This window comes from Chloroflexota bacterium (assembly GCA_016219275.1).
GTDB lineage: Bacteria > Chloroflexota > Anaerolineae > UBA4142 > UBA4142 > JACRBM01.
The window spans coordinates 78,662-101,243 of the sequence record JACRBM010000042.1; the positions used below are offsets into that span (position 1 = coordinate 78,662).

Annotated in this window: 17 protein-coding genes; all 17 read left to right on the plus strand. The window is 55.0% G+C overall.

The genetic code is table 11. The annotated features are described in order from the left end of the window. Window positions 1-136 precede the first annotated feature (136 nt). Window positions 137-796: a hypothetical protein gene (locus HY868_11125; protein MBI5302680.1), complete on the plus strand. Its 660-nt coding sequence runs from the start codon at window positions 137-139 to the stop codon at window positions 794-796. A 138-nt stretch (window positions 797-934) separates the two neighbouring features. Then, complete coding sequence (locus tag HY868_11130) at window positions 935-2,614, plus strand: hypothetical protein (protein MBI5302681.1); 1,680 nt, start codon at window positions 935-937, stop codon at window positions 2,612-2,614. Between the two features lie 15 nt (window positions 2,615-2,629). Continuing rightward, complete coding sequence (locus HY868_11135; GenBank protein MBI5302682.1) at window positions 2,630-4,369, plus strand: radical SAM protein; 1,740 nt, start codon at window positions 2,630-2,632, stop codon at window positions 4,367-4,369. A gap of 201 nt (window positions 4,370-4,570) precedes the next feature. Beyond that, window positions 4,571-5,731, plus strand: coding sequence for an aldo/keto reductase (locus tag HY868_11140; GenBank protein ID MBI5302683.1), 1,161 nt, complete (start codon window positions 4,571-4,573; stop codon window positions 5,729-5,731). A gap of 72 nt (window positions 5,732-5,803) precedes the next feature. Then, complete coding sequence (locus HY868_11145; GenBank protein ID MBI5302684.1) at window positions 5,804-8,443, plus strand: hypothetical protein; 2,640 nt, start codon at window positions 5,804-5,806, stop codon at window positions 8,441-8,443. A 36-nt stretch (window positions 8,444-8,479) separates the two neighbouring features. Continuing rightward, window positions 8,480-9,319, plus strand: a complete 840-nt coding sequence (locus HY868_11150) for an amidohydrolase family protein (GenBank protein MBI5302685.1) — start codon at window positions 8,480-8,482, stop codon at window positions 9,317-9,319. Window positions 9,320-9,361: 42 nt separating this feature from the next. Continuing rightward, on the plus strand, window positions 9,362-10,399 hold the full coding sequence (locus HY868_11155; GenBank protein MBI5302686.1) for a GNAT family N-acetyltransferase: 1,038 nt from the start codon (window positions 9,362-9,364) through the stop codon (window positions 10,397-10,399). A 1-nt stretch (window position 10,400) separates the two neighbouring features. After that, window positions 10,401-12,371: a YjhG/YagF family D-xylonate dehydratase gene (locus HY868_11160; protein MBI5302687.1), complete on the plus strand. Its 1,971-nt coding sequence runs from the start codon at window positions 10,401-10,403 to the stop codon at window positions 12,369-12,371. 161 nt (window positions 12,372-12,532) lie between these two features. Beyond that, on the plus strand, window positions 12,533-13,363 hold the full coding sequence (locus tag HY868_11165; protein ID MBI5302688.1) for a fumarylacetoacetate hydrolase family protein: 831 nt from the start codon (window positions 12,533-12,535) through the stop codon (window positions 13,361-13,363). A 47-nt stretch (window positions 13,364-13,410) separates the two neighbouring features. After that, window positions 13,411-15,222 (plus strand): hypothetical protein, encoded by a 1,812-nt coding sequence (locus tag HY868_11170; GenBank protein ID MBI5302689.1) that lies wholly within the window; start codon window positions 13,411-13,413, stop codon window positions 15,220-15,222. 115 nt (window positions 15,223-15,337) lie between these two features. Next, the gene (locus HY868_11175) at window positions 15,338-16,117 is read left to right on the plus strand and encodes a class I SAM-dependent methyltransferase (protein ID MBI5302690.1); all 780 of its coding nucleotides are present in this window, start codon (window positions 15,338-15,340) and stop codon (window positions 16,115-16,117) included. 63 nt (window positions 16,118-16,180) lie between these two features. Then, entirely contained in the window at window positions 16,181-16,759 is a 579-nt protein-coding gene (locus HY868_11180) for a DJ-1/PfpI family protein (GenBank protein MBI5302691.1), read from the plus strand. A gap of 242 nt (window positions 16,760-17,001) precedes the next feature. After that, entirely contained in the window at window positions 17,002-18,918 is a 1,917-nt protein-coding gene (locus HY868_11185) for an alpha-glucuronidase (protein MBI5302692.1), read from the plus strand. Window positions 18,919-18,929: 11 nt separating this feature from the next. Next, window positions 18,930-19,958, plus strand: a complete 1,029-nt coding sequence (locus HY868_11190) for an ATP-binding cassette domain-containing protein (protein MBI5302693.1) — start codon at window positions 18,930-18,932, stop codon at window positions 19,956-19,958. After that, a complete protein-coding gene (locus HY868_11195; GenBank protein MBI5302694.1) occupies window positions 19,955-20,767 on the plus strand; it encodes an ABC-2 family transporter protein in 813 nt (270 codons plus the stop codon). The genes HY868_11190 and HY868_11195 overlap by 4 nt, the downstream gene beginning before the upstream one ends. A 2-nt stretch (window positions 20,768-20,769) precedes the next feature. Continuing rightward, window positions 20,770-21,561 carry an ABC-2 family transporter protein gene (locus tag HY868_11200; protein ID MBI5302695.1) on the plus strand — a complete coding sequence of 264 codons (792 nt, stop codon included), beginning with the start codon at window positions 20,770-20,772 and terminating at the stop codon, window positions 21,559-21,561. Between the two features lie 30 nt (window positions 21,562-21,591). Then, the gene (locus tag HY868_11205; GenBank protein MBI5302696.1) at window positions 21,592-22,380 is read left to right on the plus strand and encodes an endonuclease/exonuclease/phosphatase family protein; all 789 of its coding nucleotides are present in this window, start codon (window positions 21,592-21,594) and stop codon (window positions 22,378-22,380) included. The last annotated feature ends 202 nt before the right edge of the window (window positions 22,381-22,582 follow it).

The following is a 22,582-nucleotide window of genomic DNA, read 5'->3' on the forward strand; positions in this document are numbered from 1 at the left end:
TCCCTGGTTCCGTCGTGCAAACGGGAACGCTCCGGAGAGCGTTCCCTAGCAGCGTGACAAACTTTGAGTCAGAATTCGTTAGGAGTTGTTCGTATTACCAAAGCTTGAACGAAAAAATTAAAAACTGGAGGATGCCATGGAGCTGCTCGTTGCCAATTCTGTAGACGCGACACAAATTGCCGTCGTTCAAAAAATGCTCACCCTACAAAATCAAATAAAGGGTGGTATCGGTTGGTTCTTCTGGATCGCAGGATTGTCCTTGATCAATTCGGCAACCTTTTTTGCAGGTGTTTCCTTAACGTTCGTAATTGGATTAGGTGCGACCCAGATTATTGATGTTTTCAGTTCAGCACTTGCGCGCGAGTTTAGCCCTGGGATAGGAACAGCCATACGCGTTGTTGGCTTTGGCTTGGATCTCTTCATTGCTGGTATTTTTGCGATATGCGGAGTGCTGGGACGAAAGCGGTTCAAAGGGATCGTTGTAATTGGAATGGTTTTGTACGCTTTAGATGCTGTGATATTCCTGGCGGTTGGCGAATGGTTAGGCGTTGTCTTTCATGCTTGGGCTTTATCGGGATTATGGCGCGGGATCAAGGCAATCAATGAACTTGGGCAATTGGAAAAAAACTTTTCCACCGGCGATGTGGCTTCATTGCAGAAACTCATTGCAGCACAAACTCAGACTAACTCGCCTGCGGCACGCAAGAACCTGTTGCGTTTTGCGCTCATAATCATCATACCCATTGCATTCTTACTTGGGTTCTTGATTTTGATGCTCGCACTTTACCAAAAGTAGAGCAGGCGATGCGGCTGAATTTGGCGGCGGCGTAGAAATCTTATCCACGAAGGACACGAAGACGCACGAAAGTTTTTTCTTGGCGCCCTTCGTGACCTTCGTGGGCATTTTCATCTTTGGTGGTAAACACTTGTAATGATGCTGACTCTGACTAACGTACTTGAATCGCTCGAACAAACTATCGTCGCCGCGTTGCCGCGCCAAATCACCGATCCCGCTCATCCCGACTATGGCGGGATCATTCGCCCGGAATGGGGCTTGGCGGATCCCAGCCACGTCACGACCACGCCGTTTATCGCCGGGTGCGCGTACTTGTATCTCGATCAAGCCGAGGCGCGGCGCCACGTTCCCAGCATCGCGCCGGCGGATTTGCTCGCGCGCGCGACGATGGCAATCGAGTACCTATTGCGCGTGCAACGTCCCAGCGGCTTGATTGATCTGCGCGATTGCAATTACGATTCCAGCCCCGACACCGGCTTTGCCGTCCAGAGTTTGTGCGCGGTCATCGAACTGGGTCGTCCGCTCGCGCCACGCGATTCAGCGTGGGCGAATTTTCTCGGCAAGGTCGAACGCTTTGTCCGGCTCGCCGTGCCGGGATTGCTCACCGGCGGATTTCACACGCCGAACCATCGCTGGGTGATCGCGTCCGCGCTCGCACAAGCCGGCGCGCTGTTTCCCGATTTGCCGGTCAGGTCCGTCATCGAAGCGTATCTCGCCGAAGGATTCGATATTGACGCCGACGGCGCGTACATCGAACGCAGTTCCGGTATTTACGATTCCGTGTGCGACCGTTCGTTGTTGTTGTTGGCAGACCACTGGGATTGCCCCGCCGCGCGCCCAACCGTCGCCGCGAATCTAAATTTTAATTTGCATTTGTTCCACGCCGATGGCACAATGGAGACCGGTCTTTCGCACCGGCAAGATTATGGCACGGCAATTGTTCCGCTCGGACTCGCGGCGGCGTATTTGCATTACGCATCGGTCGTTCCGAATCCGGTGTTCGCGCGCACAGCACAGTGGCTGTGGGACAAGGCATCTGCGCGCGGCGTGGGTGCGGAAGTATGGATGACGTACGTGATGTTCAAATTCGGCGAGCCGGCGCAAACGAGCGCGCCACTGCCGGAAAATTTCGCTCGATTCTTTTCACACAACGGCATCTGGCGCGTACGCCGCGACGCGCTGAGCGCATCGTTCTTTCGCGGCGTGACACGTTTGATGACGCTGCGTTTTGGGCAAGCCGAGTTATCGTCCGTCAAAATCTCGGCGAATTATTTTGGCACCGCCGGCGGTTGGTTCATCGGCGACGCGCTCGATGTGCAAGGTGACACGGCGACGTTTCGTTCAGAAGGGTTGGGGCGTCCGCGCCGACCAGGGTACGAACAACCGCTCGGTCGTCCCGTGCCACCGGATCAATATGAAGCGATGATTCCACAGCGCGCGCTTCGCACGCTGCCGCCGCTGACGAGCACACTCATCGCGCGTGAGACAACCCAGGGTTTCGATTTTCGCTACCAAACACTCGACGGACTCGACCGCGTCGTGTCGCAAATCGCGTTTGATTTTCCGCCGGGCGGAATTTGGGAGACCCAGGATTCGTGTTTGAAACCGCACGCCGGGCAAATCATTTTTCTCAAGCAGGGTTTCGGCGCGATGCGCTACGGCGACGACGTGATTCGCATCGAACCCGGCGCGGTCGCGCATCGCATCTGGAATATGCGCGACGCCGAGCCAGCGCCGCAGCACGTTCGCGTGCTGATGACGTTTGTCACGCCCATTGACCACGCGTTCTCGATTCGCGTGAGCAGGGGGCATACCTAGAAAGTTCGACCACCGATGAAAATATATCTCGTCTTTCCGCCACCCTGGACACCGGCGATGCCATACCTGGCGCTGCCGGTGTTGACCTCTTTTCTGCGGTCGCACGGAGTTGACGTTGTTCAACGCGATCTCAATCTCGAAACGTACGACACCGTCCTGAGTCGCGCCTATCTCGAGCAATCAATCGAGCGTCTCCGTGCCGATTTCCCGCCCAGTCGCAAGCATGACCTCCCCGAAAAAATTCAATGGGCATTCGATAAAGGTCCACAACTCGCGGCGCAAATACAAGCCGCGAAAGCCGTGTTTCGCAGTCCCGCGTTCTACGACGGCGAGAAGAGTCTGGACGCGTTCACCGTCATCGCGCCATCCTTCGACCTGGCTTCGTTGCCGTTCCATCCCGCGCGACTCGACTTGTTGAATTATCAACCAGCGCAATCGGTAGATAACAGCCGCACCTTGTTGCAAGCGGTGCGCGATCCGCGCCACAACATGTTCCTCGACATCTACCAGCGCGGCATCATCGCCGACATTGTGCGCGAGCGACCCGACATCGTCGGCATTTCGATTCCGACGATGGGACAGATGCTTTCGGCGATGACGCTCGCGCATCTCGTCAAGCAAACGGGGTTAAAGTGCCACGTCACCGTGGGCGGACCGCACATCTCGATGTTGCGCGAACAAATTCCGCACGTGCCGGCGTTGTTCGAACTGATTGACAGCGCGATCATCTACGACGGCGAAACGCCGTTGCTCCGATTAGCGGAAGCGTTGGATGGTCGCGGCGATTTGGCAGACGTGCCCAACTTGATCTATCACGCGAATGGCGCGATTCACGCGAACCCGGCGCAGATGCATCCCGACGCGTCCATCGCAACCCTGCCTGATTTCGATGGACTGCCGCTGGAGCGTTACCTCGCGCCCGACCTGGTTTTGCCGCTCATCACCGCACACGGATGCTATCACGGTCTCTGCGCGTTTTGCAATGTCGGCTACGGCGCGGGCAAGGGATTCGCGCCGGTCGTGGTCGAGCAGTTAGTCGAGCAAATGCTGACGTTGCATAACAAGTACGGCGCGCGCCACATCTTTTTCGCCGACGAAGCGATTCCGCCGCGCACGATGCGCCTGCTTTCGGCGCGCCTTGCAGAACTCGGTACGCCGATTGATTGGTGTAGTTGCGCGCGATTCGAAAAAGTGATTACGCCCGAGTTGTTGCACAGTCTGGCGCGCGGCGGCTGTGTCATGTTGCTCTTTGGTTTGGAGACGGCATCGGAGCGCATGATTCAACTCATGGTCAAGGGCACGCAACGCGAAACGATGAGCCGTCTCTTGCAAGAGGGCACGCAAGCCGGCATTTGGAATCACACGTTTTTCTTTTTCGGTTTTCCAACCGAGACGATGGACGACGCGCAAGACACGGTCAACTTTATCTACGCCAATCAAGATGCGATTCATTCCGCATCGCCGGGCACGTTTGTTTTGGAGCGCTACTCGCCGGTGCATTTGAATCCAAACCAGTACGGCGTCAAGCGGATCATCGAAAACCCGGCGCGCGACCTGGCAATCTATTTCGATTACGAACTCGAGTCGGGTCTGGATGAAGACACGGCGCAGACCGTCGTCGAGCGCTTGCTCGATGTGTTGCCGGGCAAACGCTTCGGTCAGTACTATACGCACGACGTGCATCGTTTTTTGTACGCGAGCCATCTGCGCGCGCAAGGCAAACAATTTCCGCCCTGGTTGATGAAGGAAAGTTGATCGCGAGAACCGCGACAGCATGGCAATCAACCACATAACGCGGCAAGACCGCAACCAAAATTATTTGGACGCGGATGAACGCGGATAAACGCGGATTTTTTGTTTTTATCCGCGTATTCCGCGTTCGTCCGCGTCCCAAACATCTCTACGGTTTTGATCGTTCTTCGCGACGAATATTACAAAAACCGGAGGCAACCCCAGATGAATTATCGTAGATTCGGAAAATTGGACTGGCACGCATCGGCGTTGGGCTTTGGGTGTATGCGGCTCCCGATCAAGAATGGGGACAGCGCGAACATTGACGAACCCGAAGCGACGCGCATGGTGCGGTACGCGATTGATCGCGGCGTGAATTACATTGACACCGCGTACCCTTATCACGGCGGCAACAGTGAATTGTTCGTTGGGCGCGTGCTCAAGGACGGTTATCGCGAAAAAGTTCGCTTGGCGACGAAGTTGCCCGTCTGGAAAGTTCAGAGCGCGGATGACCTCGACCCGATCTTGAACGAGCAATTGCAAAAATTGCAGACCGACCACATTGATTTTTATTTGTTGCACGGACTCAATCGCGAACGCTGGGACAAACTGCGCGGCATGGACACGCTCAAATGGGCGGCGCGCGCGCTGGCGGATGGACGCATCCGGCATCTCGGTTTTTCGTTTCACGACAAGTTGCCGGTCTTTCAAGAGATCGTGGACGCGTACGATTGGACGTTCTGTCAGATTCAGTACAACTTTATGGACATTGAAAATCAAGCCGGCACCCAGGGTTTGAAATACGCGGCGGCGAAGAGCATGGCGGTCGTCGTCATGGAGCCGTTGCTTGGCGGCAAACTCGTTGACCCGCCCGCGCCGGTTCAGGACATTTGGGACACGGCTGTTGCCAAGCGCGCGCCCGCTGACTGGGCTTTGCAGTGGTTGTGGAATCAACCCGAAGTGTCGGTCGTGCTCAGCGGCATGAACACAATGGAGCAGGTCGTCCAAAATATCGCGAGCGCATCCGCATCGCGCGTCAATTCGTTCGCCGCGCCGGAACTCGCGTTGTTCGATCAGGTGCGTGCCAAGTATGGCGAACTCTCCCCGATTCCGTGCACCAAGTGCGAGTACTGCTTGCCGTGTCCGAACGGCGTCGCGATTCCGCGCGTCTTTGCGGCGTACAACGAAGGGATGATGTACGACAAACCGGATGCGATGCGCGGCTGGTACAAGCAATGGGTTCCCGCCGAAAACCAAGCGAGCGCGTGCCTGCAATGTCTCGATTGCGAAAACAAGTGCCCGCAAAATATCCCGATCAGCCAGTGGCTGCCCATCGTGCACGAGGTGCTTGCCGAGGGCAAGCCGTACGTCAAACGTCTCAACTAAAAAATCGTAACGCAAATTGGAAATTTGCGCCACGTGGGGCAAGTTACCAACTTGCCAATGGAGCGCGTTACCATGTCTGCAACCGAAAACCTGGTTCGTCAAGTTCACGCCGGCGATACACTCAAACCCTGGATCATGCTTGGCGCGTTCAATCACGATGTGTCGGATAAAGTCGTGGGCTTGTCGTACTTTGAAAACAAGACCTCGCCGGTGGGACGCACCGCGATGAATGAGATTGTGGATGAGGCGCAGAAACTTTTCGCGCTCGCGCCAGTCGAAGGACAAACGACTACGTTTCACGGCGAGACGACGCGCTGGAACCTGGTGCGCGGTCCGGAAAAATATCTTTCGTGGGGCACGTACAACATCAAGAATCATCTCGGCGCGGCGTTGTTGTCCACGCTCGTCACACCCGCGCAAGCCGGCACGCGCGAATGCCGTTTGATTATCAACGATTGTCGCGCCATCGTGTTCATCAACGGCACGCTCGTCTTTGATAGCGCGAACGCGTCGCCGACGCGCCAAGGCATGGTCAACGCGTTTCATTTTCAAGCGGCGTTGCAATCGGGCGAAAACGTGGTGAACGTCGGCTTGTTCCGCATCGCGCGCATGGCGCAGGTTGGCATACAACTCGTCATCACCGATAGCGATGCGACTGTGCGCGCGCCGCTTGCGCCGGAGATGACGCTGCAAACGCGCGCGCTCGTCGAAGAGGAATTGAGCCGGCTACGTTTACCGCGCGACATTATTTATCCTGAGCACGACCTGGGTCTGATCCTGGGTCAAGCCGCCGCGAGTGGCGATCCGAACAGTGGATTCAAGTTGAAGGTCGATCTCGTATCGTCAGAAGGCAAGGTGTTGCAAACCGTGATGCCGACCGTCGCGGGGCAAGTGACGTTGGCTTTAGGCAAGTTCCTTGCCGATGGCGTGTATCATCTCCACTGCGCGTGGTTACGCGACGGACAACCGTTCACGACCACGTCGTTCAATAATCTCCACAAGGTCACGCCGGTCGCCGCACCGCAGGGGTACGCCAAGATTGACGAACGGCGTCGTCTCGCGTTGGAGCACTATGCCGACAACGTCGAGACCGGCATCCATCGCATCTGGACGCCGGTCGCGCGCTATGCGTTGGGGCAATTCGACCGCGTGGACGAAAGCGCGATTCGCTGGACGTGCGAGTTCATCGCCGCGCGCAACGACTGCGCCGATTTTGTCATTCAAGGAATTTTGCGTTTGATGTTTTGGGAACGCGAGCAACGCCGTCTCAGTCCCGAAATCAACGCGCTGATGAAGGACACAATCCTGGGATTCAAGTATTGGATTGACGAACCCGGCGACACGGTGATGTACATGGGTTCGGAGAATCATCGCTTGCTGTTTCACGTCGCCGAGTGGCTGGCGGGATTCTTGTTCCCGACCGACGAGTTCACGAACAGCCGGCAGAACGGGTTGTTCCACTATCACAAGGCGTTCACGTACATCACCGAATGGCTGCGCCAGCGCGGACGATTCGGTTTCGACGAATGGCACTCGAATTCGTACTTTCCAATTTGCATCGCGCCGCTCTTGAACGTGTACGATTTCGCGACGATTGAAGGGCAATACAAATTGCGGCAGATGGTCGGCGCAGTGCTCGACGAAATGTTTTTCAACCTGGGTTCCGATTCGTACCAAGGCATCTGGGGGACGACGCACGGACGCAGTTACGGCGTTTACATCAAGTATCCGGATTTCGAAGGCACGGCGGCTTTGTGCTGGATGCTGTTCGGCAATGGCTCGCTGACGAAAGGAACATCGGGCATGGCGCCGGTCTGTTTGGGCACGAGCACGTACCAGCCGCCGAAAATTATTTTCGATATGGCGACCGACAACACGAGTGTGATTGAAGCGAAAGAGCGGCACGGTATTTTGCGAACGACGATGCGTCACGCGGATTTCGTCGTCTATCGCACGCCCGATTATTTGTTGTCCGGTTTGCAAGACCATCGCAAGGGCGAGTTTGAATCTTCGACGCACACCGCGCAAATCACGCTCGGCAACAAGGCAAATATTTTTTGGTCGTGCCCGCACACGACCGGCGAAGGATCGGGCTTGCGCCCGGACTATTGGTCGGGCACGAGCGTGATGCCGCGCGTCATTCAATACCAGAACGTCATGTCGCTCACGTTTCGCTTGAACGATTTCACGTGGATGAGCCATGCCTGGTTTCCGCAAGAATTATTCGACGAAGTGCGCTTTGCCGGAAACTGGGTCTTTGTGCGCGTCAGGCAAGGTTACGTCGGCATCTATTCGCAGAATGGAATGAGGATTGGCGATGAAGGTCAGTACGCCGGACGCGAGTTGCAATGTTGGGCGAAGGAAAATACCTGGTTCGTCGAGTGCGGACGCCAAGCGGACTGGCAATCGTTCGATGCGTTTGTCAATGCGGTGAGCGCGGCGAAGATCACAACGGACAAAACCGAAATGAACGGACAAACCCATTCGCCGCGTTCAGTTATTTCGCAATTGTCCGATCTGATCACATTTGAATCGCCGTCCATTGGCAGGTTTGTCACCGGTTGGGATGTCAAACCAACCGTGAATGGCGCGCCGATTCAGTTGAATCGCTATCCGCTCGTGGACAGCGCGTGGGCGCATTCCGATTTCGGATCGGGCGAGATGGTGTTAAAGTACGGCGAGCAAGTGTACGAGTTGTGGTTCAATCAGTAGGCGGGTATTGTCGGACACCATTCGGGAGAACGGGGAATGATCATTGACGGACACGCGCATGCTTGCGGAGATTTCCTGACTGCAGAAGGGATTCTCGCCGCGATGGATGCAAATGGGGTGGACAAACTCGTGTTGTTGCCCGGCGAACATGGCAGCGCGAAAAACTACCGTCTTCTCAATCTGGCGAAAATGTTTCCAACCTGGGAGGTCGCCAAACTGACGAATGCGATGACGCGGATGGTTGTTCGTGTGAGCGGCGCGGCGCGGCATTTGGATCAAGGCAACCAAACAGTATTCAACTATTGCCAATCTCATCCAGACAAAATTCTCCAATTTTACTGGGTCACGCTCAAGTCTGGATTTGATCTTGCCAAATTAGACGATTGTTATCGCTCGTGGAAATTCAAAGGATTGAAACTGCATCAGTGCTGGGATGATTTCAGGATCGGAGCCGAAGCGTTTGCAAGTCTGGTTCGCTTTGCCAAGACCTACGACTTGCCGATTTTCATTCATCTGGGAAATTCGACGCAAGCCGCGGCGCTCGTCGAATTCGCCGGGAAAAATCCAGAGGTCAAGTTCATCGTTGGTCATCTCTTTGACATCGAGCGATTTATCAATGCGCGCCAGCCCATGCCGAATGTGTATTTTGATATTTCTTGTCCCGATTTGATCTCCGACATACGTCTGCAAAAGGCGCTTGGCTTTTTCGGCGCCCAGCGATTCATCATGGGTTCAGACACACCGTACGGACAAGCCAACCTCGCGCGCAATATTCGGCGCGTACGCGCGTTGGAAATCTCGGAGCATGATAAAGAGTTGATCCTGGGAACCACCCTGGCAAGGATGCTGAACCTGGTGAGCGCGAATAGCTGGTGAAAGGCATCCGGCGGTGCGGCGAATTAGGCGCGAGCATCGCGTTTGTCGGATCCGATCAGGAATTCTACCAGACGCTCGGTTTCAGAGAGGCGTTCACGAGCAACTGTTGGAAAAAATACTTGGAGTGAGGAAACATCAATGTCGCTTGAAGTAGTCCCGTTCAACAAAGAACATCTTGAGGATGCAGCAAGACTGGTCGCTCTGCGCTATGGACAATTTCGTGAGCAGATGCCGCTATTGCCAAGCCGTTACGCCAAGATCGGGACGTTATTGCCACTCCTGAATAATCTCATCGAAAAAGGGCGGGGTGTCGTCGCGCTTGAGAATGGCAAGCTCAAAGGTTTTCTGGCGGCATGGCAACTGGCTTCATTCAGGGGAAAGCGAAGCGTCTTTTCTCCCGAATGGGCGAACGCTGTGATTCAACCGAATGGCCGGCGCATTTACGAGACGATGTATACCCGTCTTGCGGCGGATTGGAAAGCAGATGGCTACGATACTCATTTGATTAGTCTGTTTGCAAACGATCATCATGCCATCGAAACTTGGCAATGGCTTGGCTTTGGAATGATTGCCGCCGATGCCGTCCGCGATATGCAACCAGTGTCAGAGAATAGCTGTGAAGCGGAGATTCGCCAAGCCGGTTTGAGCGACATCGAAGCGGTCATCGCGTTGGACACTGCGCTGCGCCATCATGTCGCGAGCTCTCCGATTTTTCTCGCGGGAGGCAATCCGCCGGAACGCGCGTACTACGAAGAGTGGTTGCAGAATCCTGGGAAGGCGATTTGGTTGGCGTGCCAAGAAAAAGAGCCAATTGCTTTTTTAAGAATCGGTCCAGCCAACGCGGATGCCTGCACCATCATCAACGATGACAAGACCACTAGCATCACCGGCGCATTTACTCGAGACGATTCGCGCGGAGCCGGCATCGCCACCGCTCTACTCAATCAATCGCTGGACTGGGTGCGTGCTCAAGGATATGAACGTTGCGCGGTGGATTTTGAACCGATGAATCATTGGGCGAGGCGTTTTTGGTTGAGGTATTTCACGGCGGTTTGTTATACATTTATTCGCCAGGTTTAGGATGAAGACGGGAATGAAACACATCCAATTTGAATCTTCCGATCCAAATCTGTACGACGTTCCAACCCACGCGCGCGGTCCGGCGGGACGATTGCCACTGCAAGCCGATTGGCTGATCAACTCGCCAAGCGGCGATGTGTTCGGCTGGACGATGGATGCGGCGATGGGCTGGTCGCCCGACCAACTGGGTCGCAAAGAATTTTTGATTCTCAGCACCCAGGGTGGCATCCGCGCGCCGGACGGCACGCCCATCGCGCTCGGCTATCACACCGGACACTGGGAAGTTGGACTGCTCGCGCAAGCCGCGTCCGAAGAATTCGCGCGACTCGGCGCGATCCCGTTCGCGGGATTTGTCAGCGATCCATGCGACGGTCGCACGCAAGGCACGCTCGGCATGATGGACTCGCTCGCGTATCGCAACGACGCGGCAACCGTCTTGCGCCGCCTCATTCGCTCGCTCCCGACGCGGCGCGGCGTGCTCGGCATCGCGACGTGCGACAAGGGCTTGCCCGCAATGATGCTCGCTCTGTCCGCGCAGAAAGCGTTGCCGGGCGTCATCGTTCCCGGCGGCGTCACATTGTTGCCGGAGCATGGCGAAGACGCCGGCAAAATTCAATCGCTCGGCGCGCGTTTTGCGCACGGCTTGCTCACGCTCGAAGAAGCGAGCGAACTGGGATGCCACGCGTGCGCGTCGCCGGGCGGCGGCTGCCAATTCCTCGGCACGGCGGCGACGAGCCAGGTCGTCGCCGAAGCGTTGGGACTCGCGGTCACGCATTCCGCGCTATCGCCATCGGGTCAACCGATCTGGCTCGATATGGCGCGGCGTTCGGTGCGCGCATTGATCGCGCTCGAAGCGCAAGGCGTCACGACGCGCGATATTCTGACCCAGGATTCGATTCACAACGCGATGGTGACGCACGCGGCGTTCGGCGGCAGTACGAATTTATTGTTGCACATTCCCGCGATTGCGCACGCCGCGCGTCTGGCGCGCCCGACCATTGAGGATTGGACGCGCATCAATCGGCAGACGCCGCGCCTCGTGGACGTTCTACCAAATGGACCGACGGGGTTTGGCACCGTCCAGGTTTTTCTCGCGGGCGGCGTGCCCGAAGTAATGTTGCATCTGCGCGACCTGGGATTGTTGCGCTTGAACGCGCGCACGGTGAACGGATGCACGCTGGGCGAGGCGCTTGATGCGTGGGCGCAGAGCGAGCGGCGTCAAAAAGTGCGCGCGCGATTGCAATCGCTCGACGGCGTTGATCCCGACGATGTGATTATGAATCCGCACAAGGCGCGCGAACGCGGACTGACGAGCACGATCACATTTCTGACCGGCAATCTCGCGCCGCAAGGCGCGGTGATCAAGAGCACCGCGATTGATCCCAGTGTCGTGGATGCGGATGGCGTTTATCGCAAGGTCGGTTCCGCGCGCGTGTTCACATTGGAGCGCGATGCAATTGCCGCGGTCAAGGGCACGAGCGCGCGACCGGTCAAGGCGGGCGACATTATCGTGTTGATGGGCGCGGGTCCGATGGGCACGGGTATGGAAGAGACATACCAACTAACTGCGGCGTTGCGTCATTTGCCCGAAGGCAAACAGATCGCGTTAATCACCGATGCGCGATTCAGCGGCGTGAGCACCGGCGCGTGCATCGGGCACGTTGGACCCGAGGCGCTCGCCGGTGGTCCGCTCGGTCGCGTGCGCGATGGCGACACGATTCAAATCATCGTGGACCGCGTCAACCTGGTCGGGCGAATTGATTTGCTCGGCGGCGATGATGTGTTGGCGACGCGTCCGCCGCATCCCGATTTGCAACGCCACGCCGATTTGCCGGACGACACGCGCTTGTGGGCGGCGCTTCAAAATGTCGGCGGCGGAACCTGGGGCGGCTGTGTGTACGACGTGGACAAGATCATCAAACGGTTGAATGAATCTAACCGCGAAGGCGCAAAGGACGCCAAGATTTTATAATTGAGTCTGTGCGCCATCTGTCATTTCGAGGAGCGGAGCGACGAGAAATCTATCCGAATGTAGAGATTTCTCGCTTCGCTCGAAATGACACCAAATATCATTGAATTCTTTCTTCGCGCTCTTTGCGCCTTTGCGGTTCAATTTTTTTGATAAGGTAAACGATGAAACTAACACGACATCAAACGAACTCTGGCGCGCGCTGGGCGATGGATGGATTTTTTCTGCCGCCGAGTTTCGCGCTGAGCGCGCTCCTCGAATTGCGCCGCGATGCAATGATGCAATTGTTGGCGACGTTGCCGCGCGACGAATCCGCGAACGACGCATTGCTCGCGCCGATTGATGCGCTGCAAGAAGTGTGGGCGGCGGGCGTCACGTACTTGCGTAGCCGCGATGCGCGCCGCGCCGAATCCCAGGTCGCGGACGTGTACGAGCGCGTCTACGATGCGGCGCGTCCCGAACTGTTTTTCAAAGCGGCGGGCTGGCGCGTCGTTGGAACGGGAATGCCGATTCGCATTCGCGCGGACAGCCGCTGGAATGTGCCGGAGCCGGAATTGGTCATCGTGATCAATCGTCACCGCGAGATTGTCGGCTATTGCGCGGGGAACGATGTGTCGTCGCGTGACATTGAAGGCGAGAACCCGCTTTACTTGCCGCAGGCAAAAGTGTACACTGGCTCGTGTGCGCTAGGACACGGAATCGTGCTGTGTGACGCCAACGAAATCGTCAACGTGCCGGTGCGAATTCAAATCGAACGTGGCGGCGCAAAATTATTTGCGGGCGAGGCGACGACGGCGATGATGAAGCGCACGCTCTCCGAGTTGGCAGAGTACTTGACGCGCGAACTCGCTTTTCCGCACGGCGTTTTTCTGATGACTGGGACGTGCGTTGTGCCCGGCGATAATTTTTCGTTGCAGCCGGAGGATGTGGTGCGGATTCAGGTGGGGGAGGTGAGGATGGAGAATAGAGTGGCAAGTTATACGAGTAATGTGTGATCCATCAAAATAGCTTGCAGATTAAGTAAATATATTGGAGAAATGAAATGGTGCAAACTCAGGAAGTGCCAAATGATTGGTGGCCAGAATTACTTCGACCTATTTTAGCTGAAAGACCACTCGACCATGAGCAGGTTTTAGTCGCTGAGATTGGTCACCCTTGGGGACCACGTAGCTATCGTCACCTTTACTCAGCGTTAGCCCCATCTGAAACAGTATCAAAACTACTTGAATATCCTGGCGGAATAGGTCACGAAATTTCCACAACTGGTCCACACCCGGATATCTCATCATCTCAGCGAGATTCCAACTACGTGCCCAGGTTTTGGGTGTTTGCAGCCGAAGTAGTTCCCGAGGGGCTAGAACCACTCGTTATTTCTTGGCGTTCGGCTAATCAGAACTTTATTGCCCCAGATCAGGGTTTCCTAATGACTTATGGTCTTATTCCACGAATAGTGACTACTGAAACAGGACCTGAGTTACATTGGGATGATCCATCGGTACCAAAGCATGATGTCGTTGTGTCGCGCAATGTCTCAGTATATGATTTTCCTAACTACACTCGTGCCTTCGTTACAATTCAACGCGACTATTTGCATGATTACGCTACTATTCGCGATTGCCATATTATCCAGGTTTATTATGCTGAGAGATGGGGGGAACCATCTTCCAATATTGTTTCTCTTCTCGCTGGACGTGAAGCACGCGAGTTCACTTTTCCAGGTAGACTGATTGAGATTCGCAACATGTCAAATTCTCGACCCAGCCATTTGGCAAAAGTATGGGGGACAAGAGCACTGATCGAGCCCAACGATTCTCCCGTGATAGCAGGAAGATGGCAATACGGTGAACTGGTGTGGCCCGGCATACAGGATCCGGTCACAAATGAGCGCGCTCTACCATCCATGTTGCTTGTGGCGTTCGTCTCAGATGCTGTTCTGGCACATTACGAGGGCAATCCTCAGTTTCAAATCCATCCGGAGTCTGGGAATGTGAGTTATGGAAATCAATGGAGTACTGGAAATACACAAAGGGTAGGTAGGGACCTAATTTTAGTCGAACTCAAGAAACTCTATGAAGGATGTCCTCCTAATGTGGTTCACTATTGGCACCGGTATGCGGTATTACCTTCAGCCGAAAATCTGGACAGACTGCGACAAACTCCTAATGTAGCAACACGTGCCAAGCGAATTACATACGCCTTAGTCTCGGTAGGTGAAGCTCTTGCGAAAATGGCTACTGAAGTATTCCAACGGGCTCTTAACTCGAAGGAAATAGTTGGTCTGTCTCGCCAAGAGATGAACTATCGTGGCTGGTGGAATGATCCTATCGTCGAACCGGTAACACGTACTATCCCTTTGAGTATGAGCAAAGACGATTTCCTCGCGCGATGCGAGTCCTTGGACCAACTTGTTGTAGAGGGACTCCAAGAACGCATATTACGCGAGATTTTACTCGGGCTCGGTGAAGGTGACAAAGATATTCTCCAATACAAGTCTATTAGGCTTTTGGGTCGACTTCTAGAACTATCAACTGTGGCTAATCAATCTGGGTTATGGCTAGGGTCAGATTTCCAAGAGATACATGCGCGTACGCCCCAACCGGCGCGCATAGTCCAACTCCCAGTCTTAGCGACACTTCACGATTTGCGAATTGTCAGAAGTCATCGCGGCAATGAAAGTCATCAAAAGAGAGTTAGCGATGCTTTGAAAGTTTTGAATGTTGATCCAGCTTTGACTGCAACCGGTTGGGGCACTGTTATGGACGCTCTGCTTGATGCTATTGCCAAAGAAATCGAACATACATTTGCAATCCTCAAACAAGGGCAACTCTTTAGACCGTCAAACCAAGCGAAGTGAGTGTAGCGAGAAGAACAACGAAACATATTAATGAATCCACCAAACGAAGACGGCTATGAACTCTGGTTGCGTTATCGCCGCGTAAATAACGCGAATCAATTGAGAACCCACCACCATGGATGAAATCGCGCGGTACAACATCGCACGTTGGCAGGCGCTCGCCCAAGCCAACGCGCTTTTCACGCGTCCGTATTTGAATCTGGACGCGGCTTCTGCGCGCGCCAGGATTGATCCCGATGGATGGTTGGGCGAGCTTACCGGCAAATCCGTCTTGTGTCTCGCCGGCGGCGGCGGGCAACAATCGGCTTGCTTCAGCTTGTTGGGTGCGGCGGTCACCGTCGTTGACCTGTCGGAAGAGCAATTGCAAAAGGATCGCCAAGCCGCCGCGCATTATCAAGTCAACCTCCAAACGCATCAAGGCGATATGCGCGATTTGTCATTCCTGGATGCCGATTGCTTTGACATCGTTTGGCAACCGTACTCGATCAACTTTGTGCCCGATGCGCGCCAGGTGTTCGCCCAGGTCGCGCGCGTCTTGCGGCGCGATGGCGTTTATCGTTTCAACTGCGCGAATCCATTCGTCAGTGGACTCACCGAGCATGATTGGAACGGCGTGGGCTATCCGCTGAAACAACCCTATCTTGAAGGCGTTGCAATCACTTATGCGGACTCGTCCTGGGTTTACGAATCGGGCGCGGCGGTTCCCATGCCGCGCGAATATCGGCACACCTTGAGCACGTTGATCAACGGATTGATCGAGCAAGGTTTCGTGATTCGCCACGTTTCGGACTCGACCGATTTCTCTCCCGATGCGAACGCCGCGCCCGGAACCTGGGAACACTTTACTGCGATTGCGCCACCCTGGCTAACTGTTTGGGCGGTCTATCGTTCGTAGGTTTTGTGCAAACCAAACATCGTCTGATTAAGTCTTGACTAGCGATTTGAGAGAGGGAATCGCATGAGCAAAATCCTATGTTTTATTTCTGAGGATATGGCTGATTTTGAAATTACGCTTGTGCTCCATAAATTAAAGAATATCGGTAGACGAGACATCGTCGCCGTTGGGTACACGCTTGATCCGATTTGTAGCGAGTCAGGATTACGGTATCTCCCGGATATCACTTTGGCAGAGGCATTCCAGCTTGACCATATCCAAGGTCTGCTCATCCCAGGCGGACCCATTCACTCTCAAGAACCGGCGCTGACGGACATTATCCGGAAACTGGATGCAGAGAAAAAATTACTCGCGGCAATTTGTAACGGTCCGCAATACTTGGGGCGCGCCGGCATTCTCACGCATCGCAAATTCACCACGTCGTGTTCTCCCGAAAAGATTGCTGAACTTCAAGTCAGTGATCCATTTCCCCGACAAAATTATCTTGACCAACGCGTCGTTCGAGATGGACATGTCATCACCGCACAAGGTCGGGCTTTTGTTGATTTTGCATTTGAGATTTTCACATATCTTCACATTTATGAAGCGAATCCACAGGAACAACTGCGCCTATTTCAGGATATCGTCAACAGGAAAACATGAACATGCAAGCCGAAGACGGCTACGAACTCTGGTTGCGCTATCGCCGCGTGGATGACGCGGAACGCTTGGCGCAGTATCGCGACGCGATTAACAGTGTCGTCGTGCTCGGCGCGGACGCCACCGCCGCGATCATCAAGAGCGAACTCGCGCGCGCATTGCCGGCGTTACTCGACCGCGCGGTGCCGATTTTGGAAGATCGTAGAGACGTTCGCGAAGCGTGCAATGTCTCTACGGGCAACGCGATGATTGTCGGCACGGTTGACGAACTCAAAACAATTGACGTGTCCATTCCGCAGAATGATTGTCGTAATTTGGGGAGTGATGGATTTTTGATTCGCTCTTACTCTGTCATTGCGAGCGACGAAGGAGCGAAGCAATCCCCAACATCGGATTGGGGATTGCTTCGGGCACAGAACGCCCTCGCAATGACAGAAAACAATTGCATTCTCATCACCGCGAACTCCGCGCCTGCTGTTTTGATCGGCGCGTTTCATTTCCTGCGCTTGCTTCAAACGCACCAAGACATTCGCGTGCTCGATGTCACGGGTCGTCCCAGGATTCGGCATCGCATCCTCGCGCACTGGGACAATTTGGATGGCTCGATTGAACGCGGCTATGCGGGGCGTTCGTTGTGGAATTGGGACGAGTTACCCAAGATTGATCCGCGCTATCACGATTACGCGCGCGCGTGCGCGTCCATCGGCATCAACGGCACGTGTCTCAACAACGTCAACGCGAGCGCGACGAGTCTGACGACCGCGTATCTCGAAAAAACTGCCGCACTCGCGGACGTGTTTCGACCGTACGGCATTCGCGTTTACCTGTCGCCGAATTTTTCCGCGCCGATGCGACTTGGCGGATTGACAACGAGCGACCCGCGCGACCCAGGTGTCGCCGCGTGGTGGCAGCAAAAGGTGGACGAGATTTACCGGCTGATTCCGGATTTTGGCGGATTCCAGGTCAAGGCAAATTCCGAAGGACAACCCGGACCGCAAGACAACGGCGCGAATCATGACGATGGCGCGAACATGCTCGCCGACGCGTTCGCGCCGCATGGCGGCATTGTGCTGTGGCGCGCATTTGTGTATGATACAACTGTTGACGCCGACCGCGCGAACTGTGCGAACAAGGAGTTTGTGCCGCTCGATGGCAAGTTTCGCGCGAACGTGGTCGTGCAAGTGAAAAATGGCGCGATTGATTTCCAGCCGCGCGAACCGTTTCACCCGCTCTTCGGCGCGGCGCCGCGAACTGCGCTCGCGCTCGAATTGCAAATCACGCAGGAATATCTGGGGCAATCCAAGCACCTGGTTTACCTCGGCGGTATGTGGCAAGAGGTTTTGGATTCGGACACGTACGCGAACGGCGCGGGCATGACGGTTGCGAAGATTGTTAGCGAGCCAGCCAACTCGTGCGTCGTCGGCGTAGCGAATACCGGCACGGAGCGCAACTGGTGCGGGCATCATTTTTCGCAAGCGAACTGGTACGCGTTCGGACGACTCACCTGGGATCACACTTTGAGCGCGGGGATCATCGCGGATGAATGGATTCGGATGACCTGGTCGAACGCGCCGCGCGTCGTGGACGCGCTCAAGACGATGATGCTCGGCTCGTGGGAAGCGTGCATCAATTACATGACGCCGCTGGGTCTGCATCACTTGATGCAAGAGGGACATCACTATGGACCCGACCCAGGATTCGACGGCGCGCCGCGCGCGGACTGGAACAGCGTGTACTATCATCGCGCGGATGCGCACGGGCTGGGCTTTGATCGCACGCGCGCCGGCAGTAACAACGTCAGTCAGTATCACAGCCCGTTGCGCGAGCAGTTCGACAATCTCGACACGTGCCCGGAAAAATTCTTGCTGTGGTTTCATCACGCATCCTGGGATCATCTCCTCGCGTCCGGTAGAACGTTGTGGCAAGAGTTACAACAGCGGTACGATGCGGGCGTCGCCTTTGTCGAAACGATGCGCGACGCATGGCAGAGTTTGCAACCCAAGATTGATCCGGCGCGGCACGCGCACGTTGCCGCGCGGCTCGCTCATCAGCTCGAAAACGCACGCGAGTGGCGCGAGGTGTGCCTTGGTTATTTCAGTCGGTTTGCAAATTTGAGATTTCAGCCCAGGGTTTTTGGGGAAGGAGACAACCAAACCCCATGATCTCAAACTCAATGGCACCGCCATTGGCAGCGCCGATTATTCGCGTAACCGATCTCTACAAAACCTTTCGGACGTTGAAACGCAAGCCAGGGTTTGTTGGCGCAATTCAGAACCTGTTCTCGACCGACTATGAAGAGATCAAAGCGGTAAACAACATCTCCTTCGACATCGCACCCGGCGAACTGGTTGGTTACATCGGACCAAACGGCGCGGGCAAATCTACCACGATCAAAATGCTTACCGGCATTCTCCACCCGACGGCGGGCGAGGTCGTGGTAGATGGTCTGGTCCCGCAGCGTGAGCGTGTGCGTAACAGCAAAAAGATCGGGGTTATCTTTGGTCAGCGCAAACAACTGATGTGGGATATTCCCGCCAGTGACAGTTTTGAGTTGATGCGCAAGATGTACGCCATTCCGACGGCGCGGTATCAAGCCAATCTGAAGCAGTTTGTCGAACTGCTCGAGCTGGGAAGTTTTTTGAAGCGACCGGTGCGACAATTGTCGTTGGGTCAGCGGATGCGCTGTGAGCTGGTGGCTTCGCTGCTGCACGATCCCAAGATCGTCTATCTGGACGAGCCGACGATCGGTTTGGATGTTGTCGCCAAGGAGCGCATTCGCGAATTTATCCTGCATCTAAATCGAGAGCGTGAGACGACGATCATTCTGACGACACATGACATCAACGACATCGAGCGACTCTGCAAACGCGTCATCATCATTGACAAAGGACGGCTCATCTACGATGGCACACTCGCGGAGATCAAGCGGCGCTATGGGCGATTGCGGCGAGTGGTTTTTTCCTTGAGTGATGGCGCCAAGCCCGATGATTTGATGGCATCGTTGGAACAGATCGGCCCTGGTTTGCGAATACAAACCAGGGATGATGGCAGTGTGGTTGTCAGTTTCGATCCACAGCAAGTTGCCGCGACGACAATCACCCGGCATATCGTCAACAACTTTCCGGTCAATGATCTGTCGGTTGAAGAAGCAGATTTAGAGGCGATCATTCGAGAGATTTATCAGCAAGGGACAACCCGATGAAAATCTACGAAGCATTCAATCGGCAGATCGGCGTTGTCGCGGCGGCGATCAAGCAAGAACTCGCTTACCGTTTCGAATCCTTTACTGCCATTCTGGGTGCTTTGCTGATGATGGCATTACTCTACTATCTCTGGACGGCGATTTATCACAACGCCACGTCAATCGAAATGTCCTATCCGGCGTTGATCACCTACGTTTGTCTGGGGCAGGCGTTCAGTTTTGCGCGTCCCGGTCAACGGCGGATCATCACGCGAATCGGCGGCGGCATTCGCAGTGGCGATGTGTTGATTGATTTGGTTCGACCGACCGATTATCAACTGCTTACCTTTTCGGATACCTTGGGCGCGTATGTCGTGGAGACACTCTTGGTCTCGTTGCCTTCTTATCTATTGGCATTTCTTTTCTTTGGCATCAACCCGCCGGCTTCGCCGCAAGCCGCGCTGGGTTTTATCGTCAGTCTCTTTGGCGCATTCTTCCTGGTCTGTTCGGTTGATTTTTTGATCGGACTGATGGCTTTCTGGACCTATAGTATTTGGGGGTTGGCTTATGCCAAGATCGCGGTGCTGGATATACTCGCCGGGACCATGGTTCCGTTGAGTCTCTTTCCCGATTGGCTGCGCGGCATTGCCCTGGCTCTGCCATTCCAGGGTATGGCGTACACGCCGCTGGCGATTTACGTTGGCGCGATCCAGGGGAGCGCGATTTGGACGAGTATCCTGAATCAGTTCGCCTGGGGTGTGGGCTTGGTCCTGCTCACGCGGTTGATCTGGCTGAAGGCTAAACAGCGCATGGAGATCCAGGGGGGCTGACGATGGCTTACTATGCGGAACTCTATGTGGTCTATGTTCGATGTCTCTTCAAAGCCTGGTCGCAATACCGCGCCGATTTTGCGATCACGTTTGTGTCTTCGATTCTCCACACCGGATCAAGCTTGGTCTTTCTGACGATTATCTTCGCCAGTATTCGCCAACTCGAGGGATGGTCTTTTCACGAAGTGCTACTCATTTGGGGTCTGATAACGGCGGGCACCAATGTGGCGAATGGCGTTCTCGATGTACCACACCGGATTCTGTATTACATCCAAAGCGGTGAGTTGGATCGTTTGCTAGTCCGCCCGCCCGCGCCGCTCTTTCAAATTGCCGGCGAGGGCGGGATCACTTTGCCAGCCCTGGGACGAGTATTGGTCGGAGTAGCCGCCATCGCGACGGCTCTGGCGGCGTTACCCACTCCACTGCCCTGGTGGGGAATGTACTATTTGTTGCTCGCCATCCTTAGTGGTACGCTCATCATGTTCAGTGTGCAACTGCTTATGGCTTGCCTGAGCTTTTGGTATGTCAGTACCTTCTCGCTGATGCAGACGATGGGTTGGATGAATCAGTTCGGGCGGTTCCCGGTGAATATCTTTGGTCTGCCACTGCAATTTCTTTTTACCTGGATCGTGCCTTATGCCATGATGGGTTTTTATCCGGCGGCTTTTCTACTGCGCGGCGACGAGTATCAGTTCTATGGTTTGCTCGCGCCGCTGATGGGCTGGCTCTTTTTGGGATTATCGTTGTTGGTTTGGCGGGTAGCGATTCGGCATTATCAGAGTACGGGATCCTAGATCAAGCAACGTCGGATTCTGTTGGAAAGAATGTCTCTAGTGAAAGTGATGAGTTTCAATATTCGGTACGGCACTGCCGATGATGGCGAACATCGGTGGGAGAATCGCAAAGAGATGGTGATTCGCCGAATCCAATCGTTCGATCCGGATTTGGTCGGTCTTCAAGAATGTCGGGACGACGCGCAAGCCGCGTACGTGAAAAACAGTTTGCCCAACTATGAATTTATCGGCGTGCGGCGCGGCGGCAACAGCGAGACCACGCTGGAAATGACGCCCATCCTCTACAAGAAAACGGTATTCGCAGAAATCGCGCGTGGAAATTTCTGGTTGAGCGAAACGCCCGATGTGCCGGGAAGCAAGGGCTGGGGCAGTCTCTTTCCGCGCACGGTAACGTGGACGAAACTGCAATGCAAAAACTCCACTCACTCGGTCGTGTTCCTAAACGCGCATTTCGATCACCGCTCCGTAACCGCGCAAGAGCAGTCCGCTGCTCTCGTTTGCAAGTGGGCGCAACAATTCGCCGCGCAACACGCGGTGATTGTGACCGGCGATTTCAACACCGGCAAAGATACCCTTGCCTATGAGTGTCTGGTGAACGGCGACGTGCTCTACGATGTGTATCGCAAAGCACACGCAGGCAGAAACCAGGAAGAAACTTATCACGGCTATGGCAAGCCCGGCGCACAAGCGGCGATTGACTGGCTTTTGGCATCGCACCAATTCGAAACCATCGCCGCTGAGATTGACCGATTCTGCGAGCGCGGTTTGTATCCCTCCGATCACTTTCCGCTCACGGCGGTGTTGCAATTCTGCAAATAAAAAGTCAATAGATTTTTCCACGAAGGACACCAAGGGCACAAAGAAAAACAGGAAAATTTTAGAGACTGTAGCATTGCTACTGCGAATTTGGTGTTTACCGCCGAGACGCAGAGGGCGCAGAGAAAAATCAAAAGAACTCTGCGTTCTCAGCGTGCTCCGCGCCTCGGCGGTAAAATTTCCGACGTATCAGTAACGGTGCTAC

Coding starts and splice junctions, on each gene's coding strand:
- HY868_11145 (MBI5302684.1), top strand. CDS start 5,804: ATGTCTGCAACCGAAAACCTGGTTCGTCAAGTTCACGCCGGCGATACA.
- HY868_11190 (MBI5302693.1), top strand. CDS start 18,930: ATGGCACCGCCATTGGCAGCGCCGATTATTCGCGTAACCGATCTCTAC.
- HY868_11140 (MBI5302683.1), top strand. CDS start 4,571: ATGAATTATCGTAGATTCGGAAAATTGGACTGGCACGCATCGGCGTTG.
- HY868_11160 (MBI5302687.1), top strand. CDS start 10,401: ATGAAGACGGGAATGAAACACATCCAATTTGAATCTTCCGATCCAAAT.
- HY868_11130 (MBI5302681.1), top strand. CDS start 935: ATGCTGACTCTGACTAACGTACTTGAATCGCTCGAACAAACTATCGTC.
- HY868_11150 (MBI5302685.1), top strand. CDS start 8,480: ATGATCATTGACGGACACGCGCATGCTTGCGGAGATTTCCTGACTGCA.
- HY868_11135 (MBI5302682.1), top strand. CDS start 2,630: ATGAAAATATATCTCGTCTTTCCGCCACCCTGGACACCGGCGATGCCA.
- HY868_11165 (MBI5302688.1), top strand. CDS start 12,533: ATGAAACTAACACGACATCAAACGAACTCTGGCGCGCGCTGGGCGATG.
- HY868_11170 (MBI5302689.1), top strand. CDS start 13,411: ATGGTGCAAACTCAGGAAGTGCCAAATGATTGGTGGCCAGAATTACTT.
- HY868_11205 (MBI5302696.1), top strand. CDS start 21,592: ATGTCTCTAGTGAAAGTGATGAGTTTCAATATTCGGTACGGCACTGCC.
- HY868_11175 (MBI5302690.1), top strand. CDS start 15,338: ATGGATGAAATCGCGCGGTACAACATCGCACGTTGGCAGGCGCTCGCC.
- HY868_11180 (MBI5302691.1), top strand. CDS start 16,181: ATGAGCAAAATCCTATGTTTTATTTCTGAGGATATGGCTGATTTTGAA.
- HY868_11200 (MBI5302695.1), top strand. CDS start 20,770: ATGGCTTACTATGCGGAACTCTATGTGGTCTATGTTCGATGTCTCTTC.
- HY868_11125 (MBI5302680.1), top strand. CDS start 137: ATGGAGCTGCTCGTTGCCAATTCTGTAGACGCGACACAAATTGCCGTC.
- HY868_11195 (MBI5302694.1), top strand. CDS start 19,955: ATGAAAATCTACGAAGCATTCAATCGGCAGATCGGCGTTGTCGCGGCG.
- HY868_11185 (MBI5302692.1), top strand. CDS start 17,002: ATGATTGTCGGCACGGTTGACGAACTCAAAACAATTGACGTGTCCATT.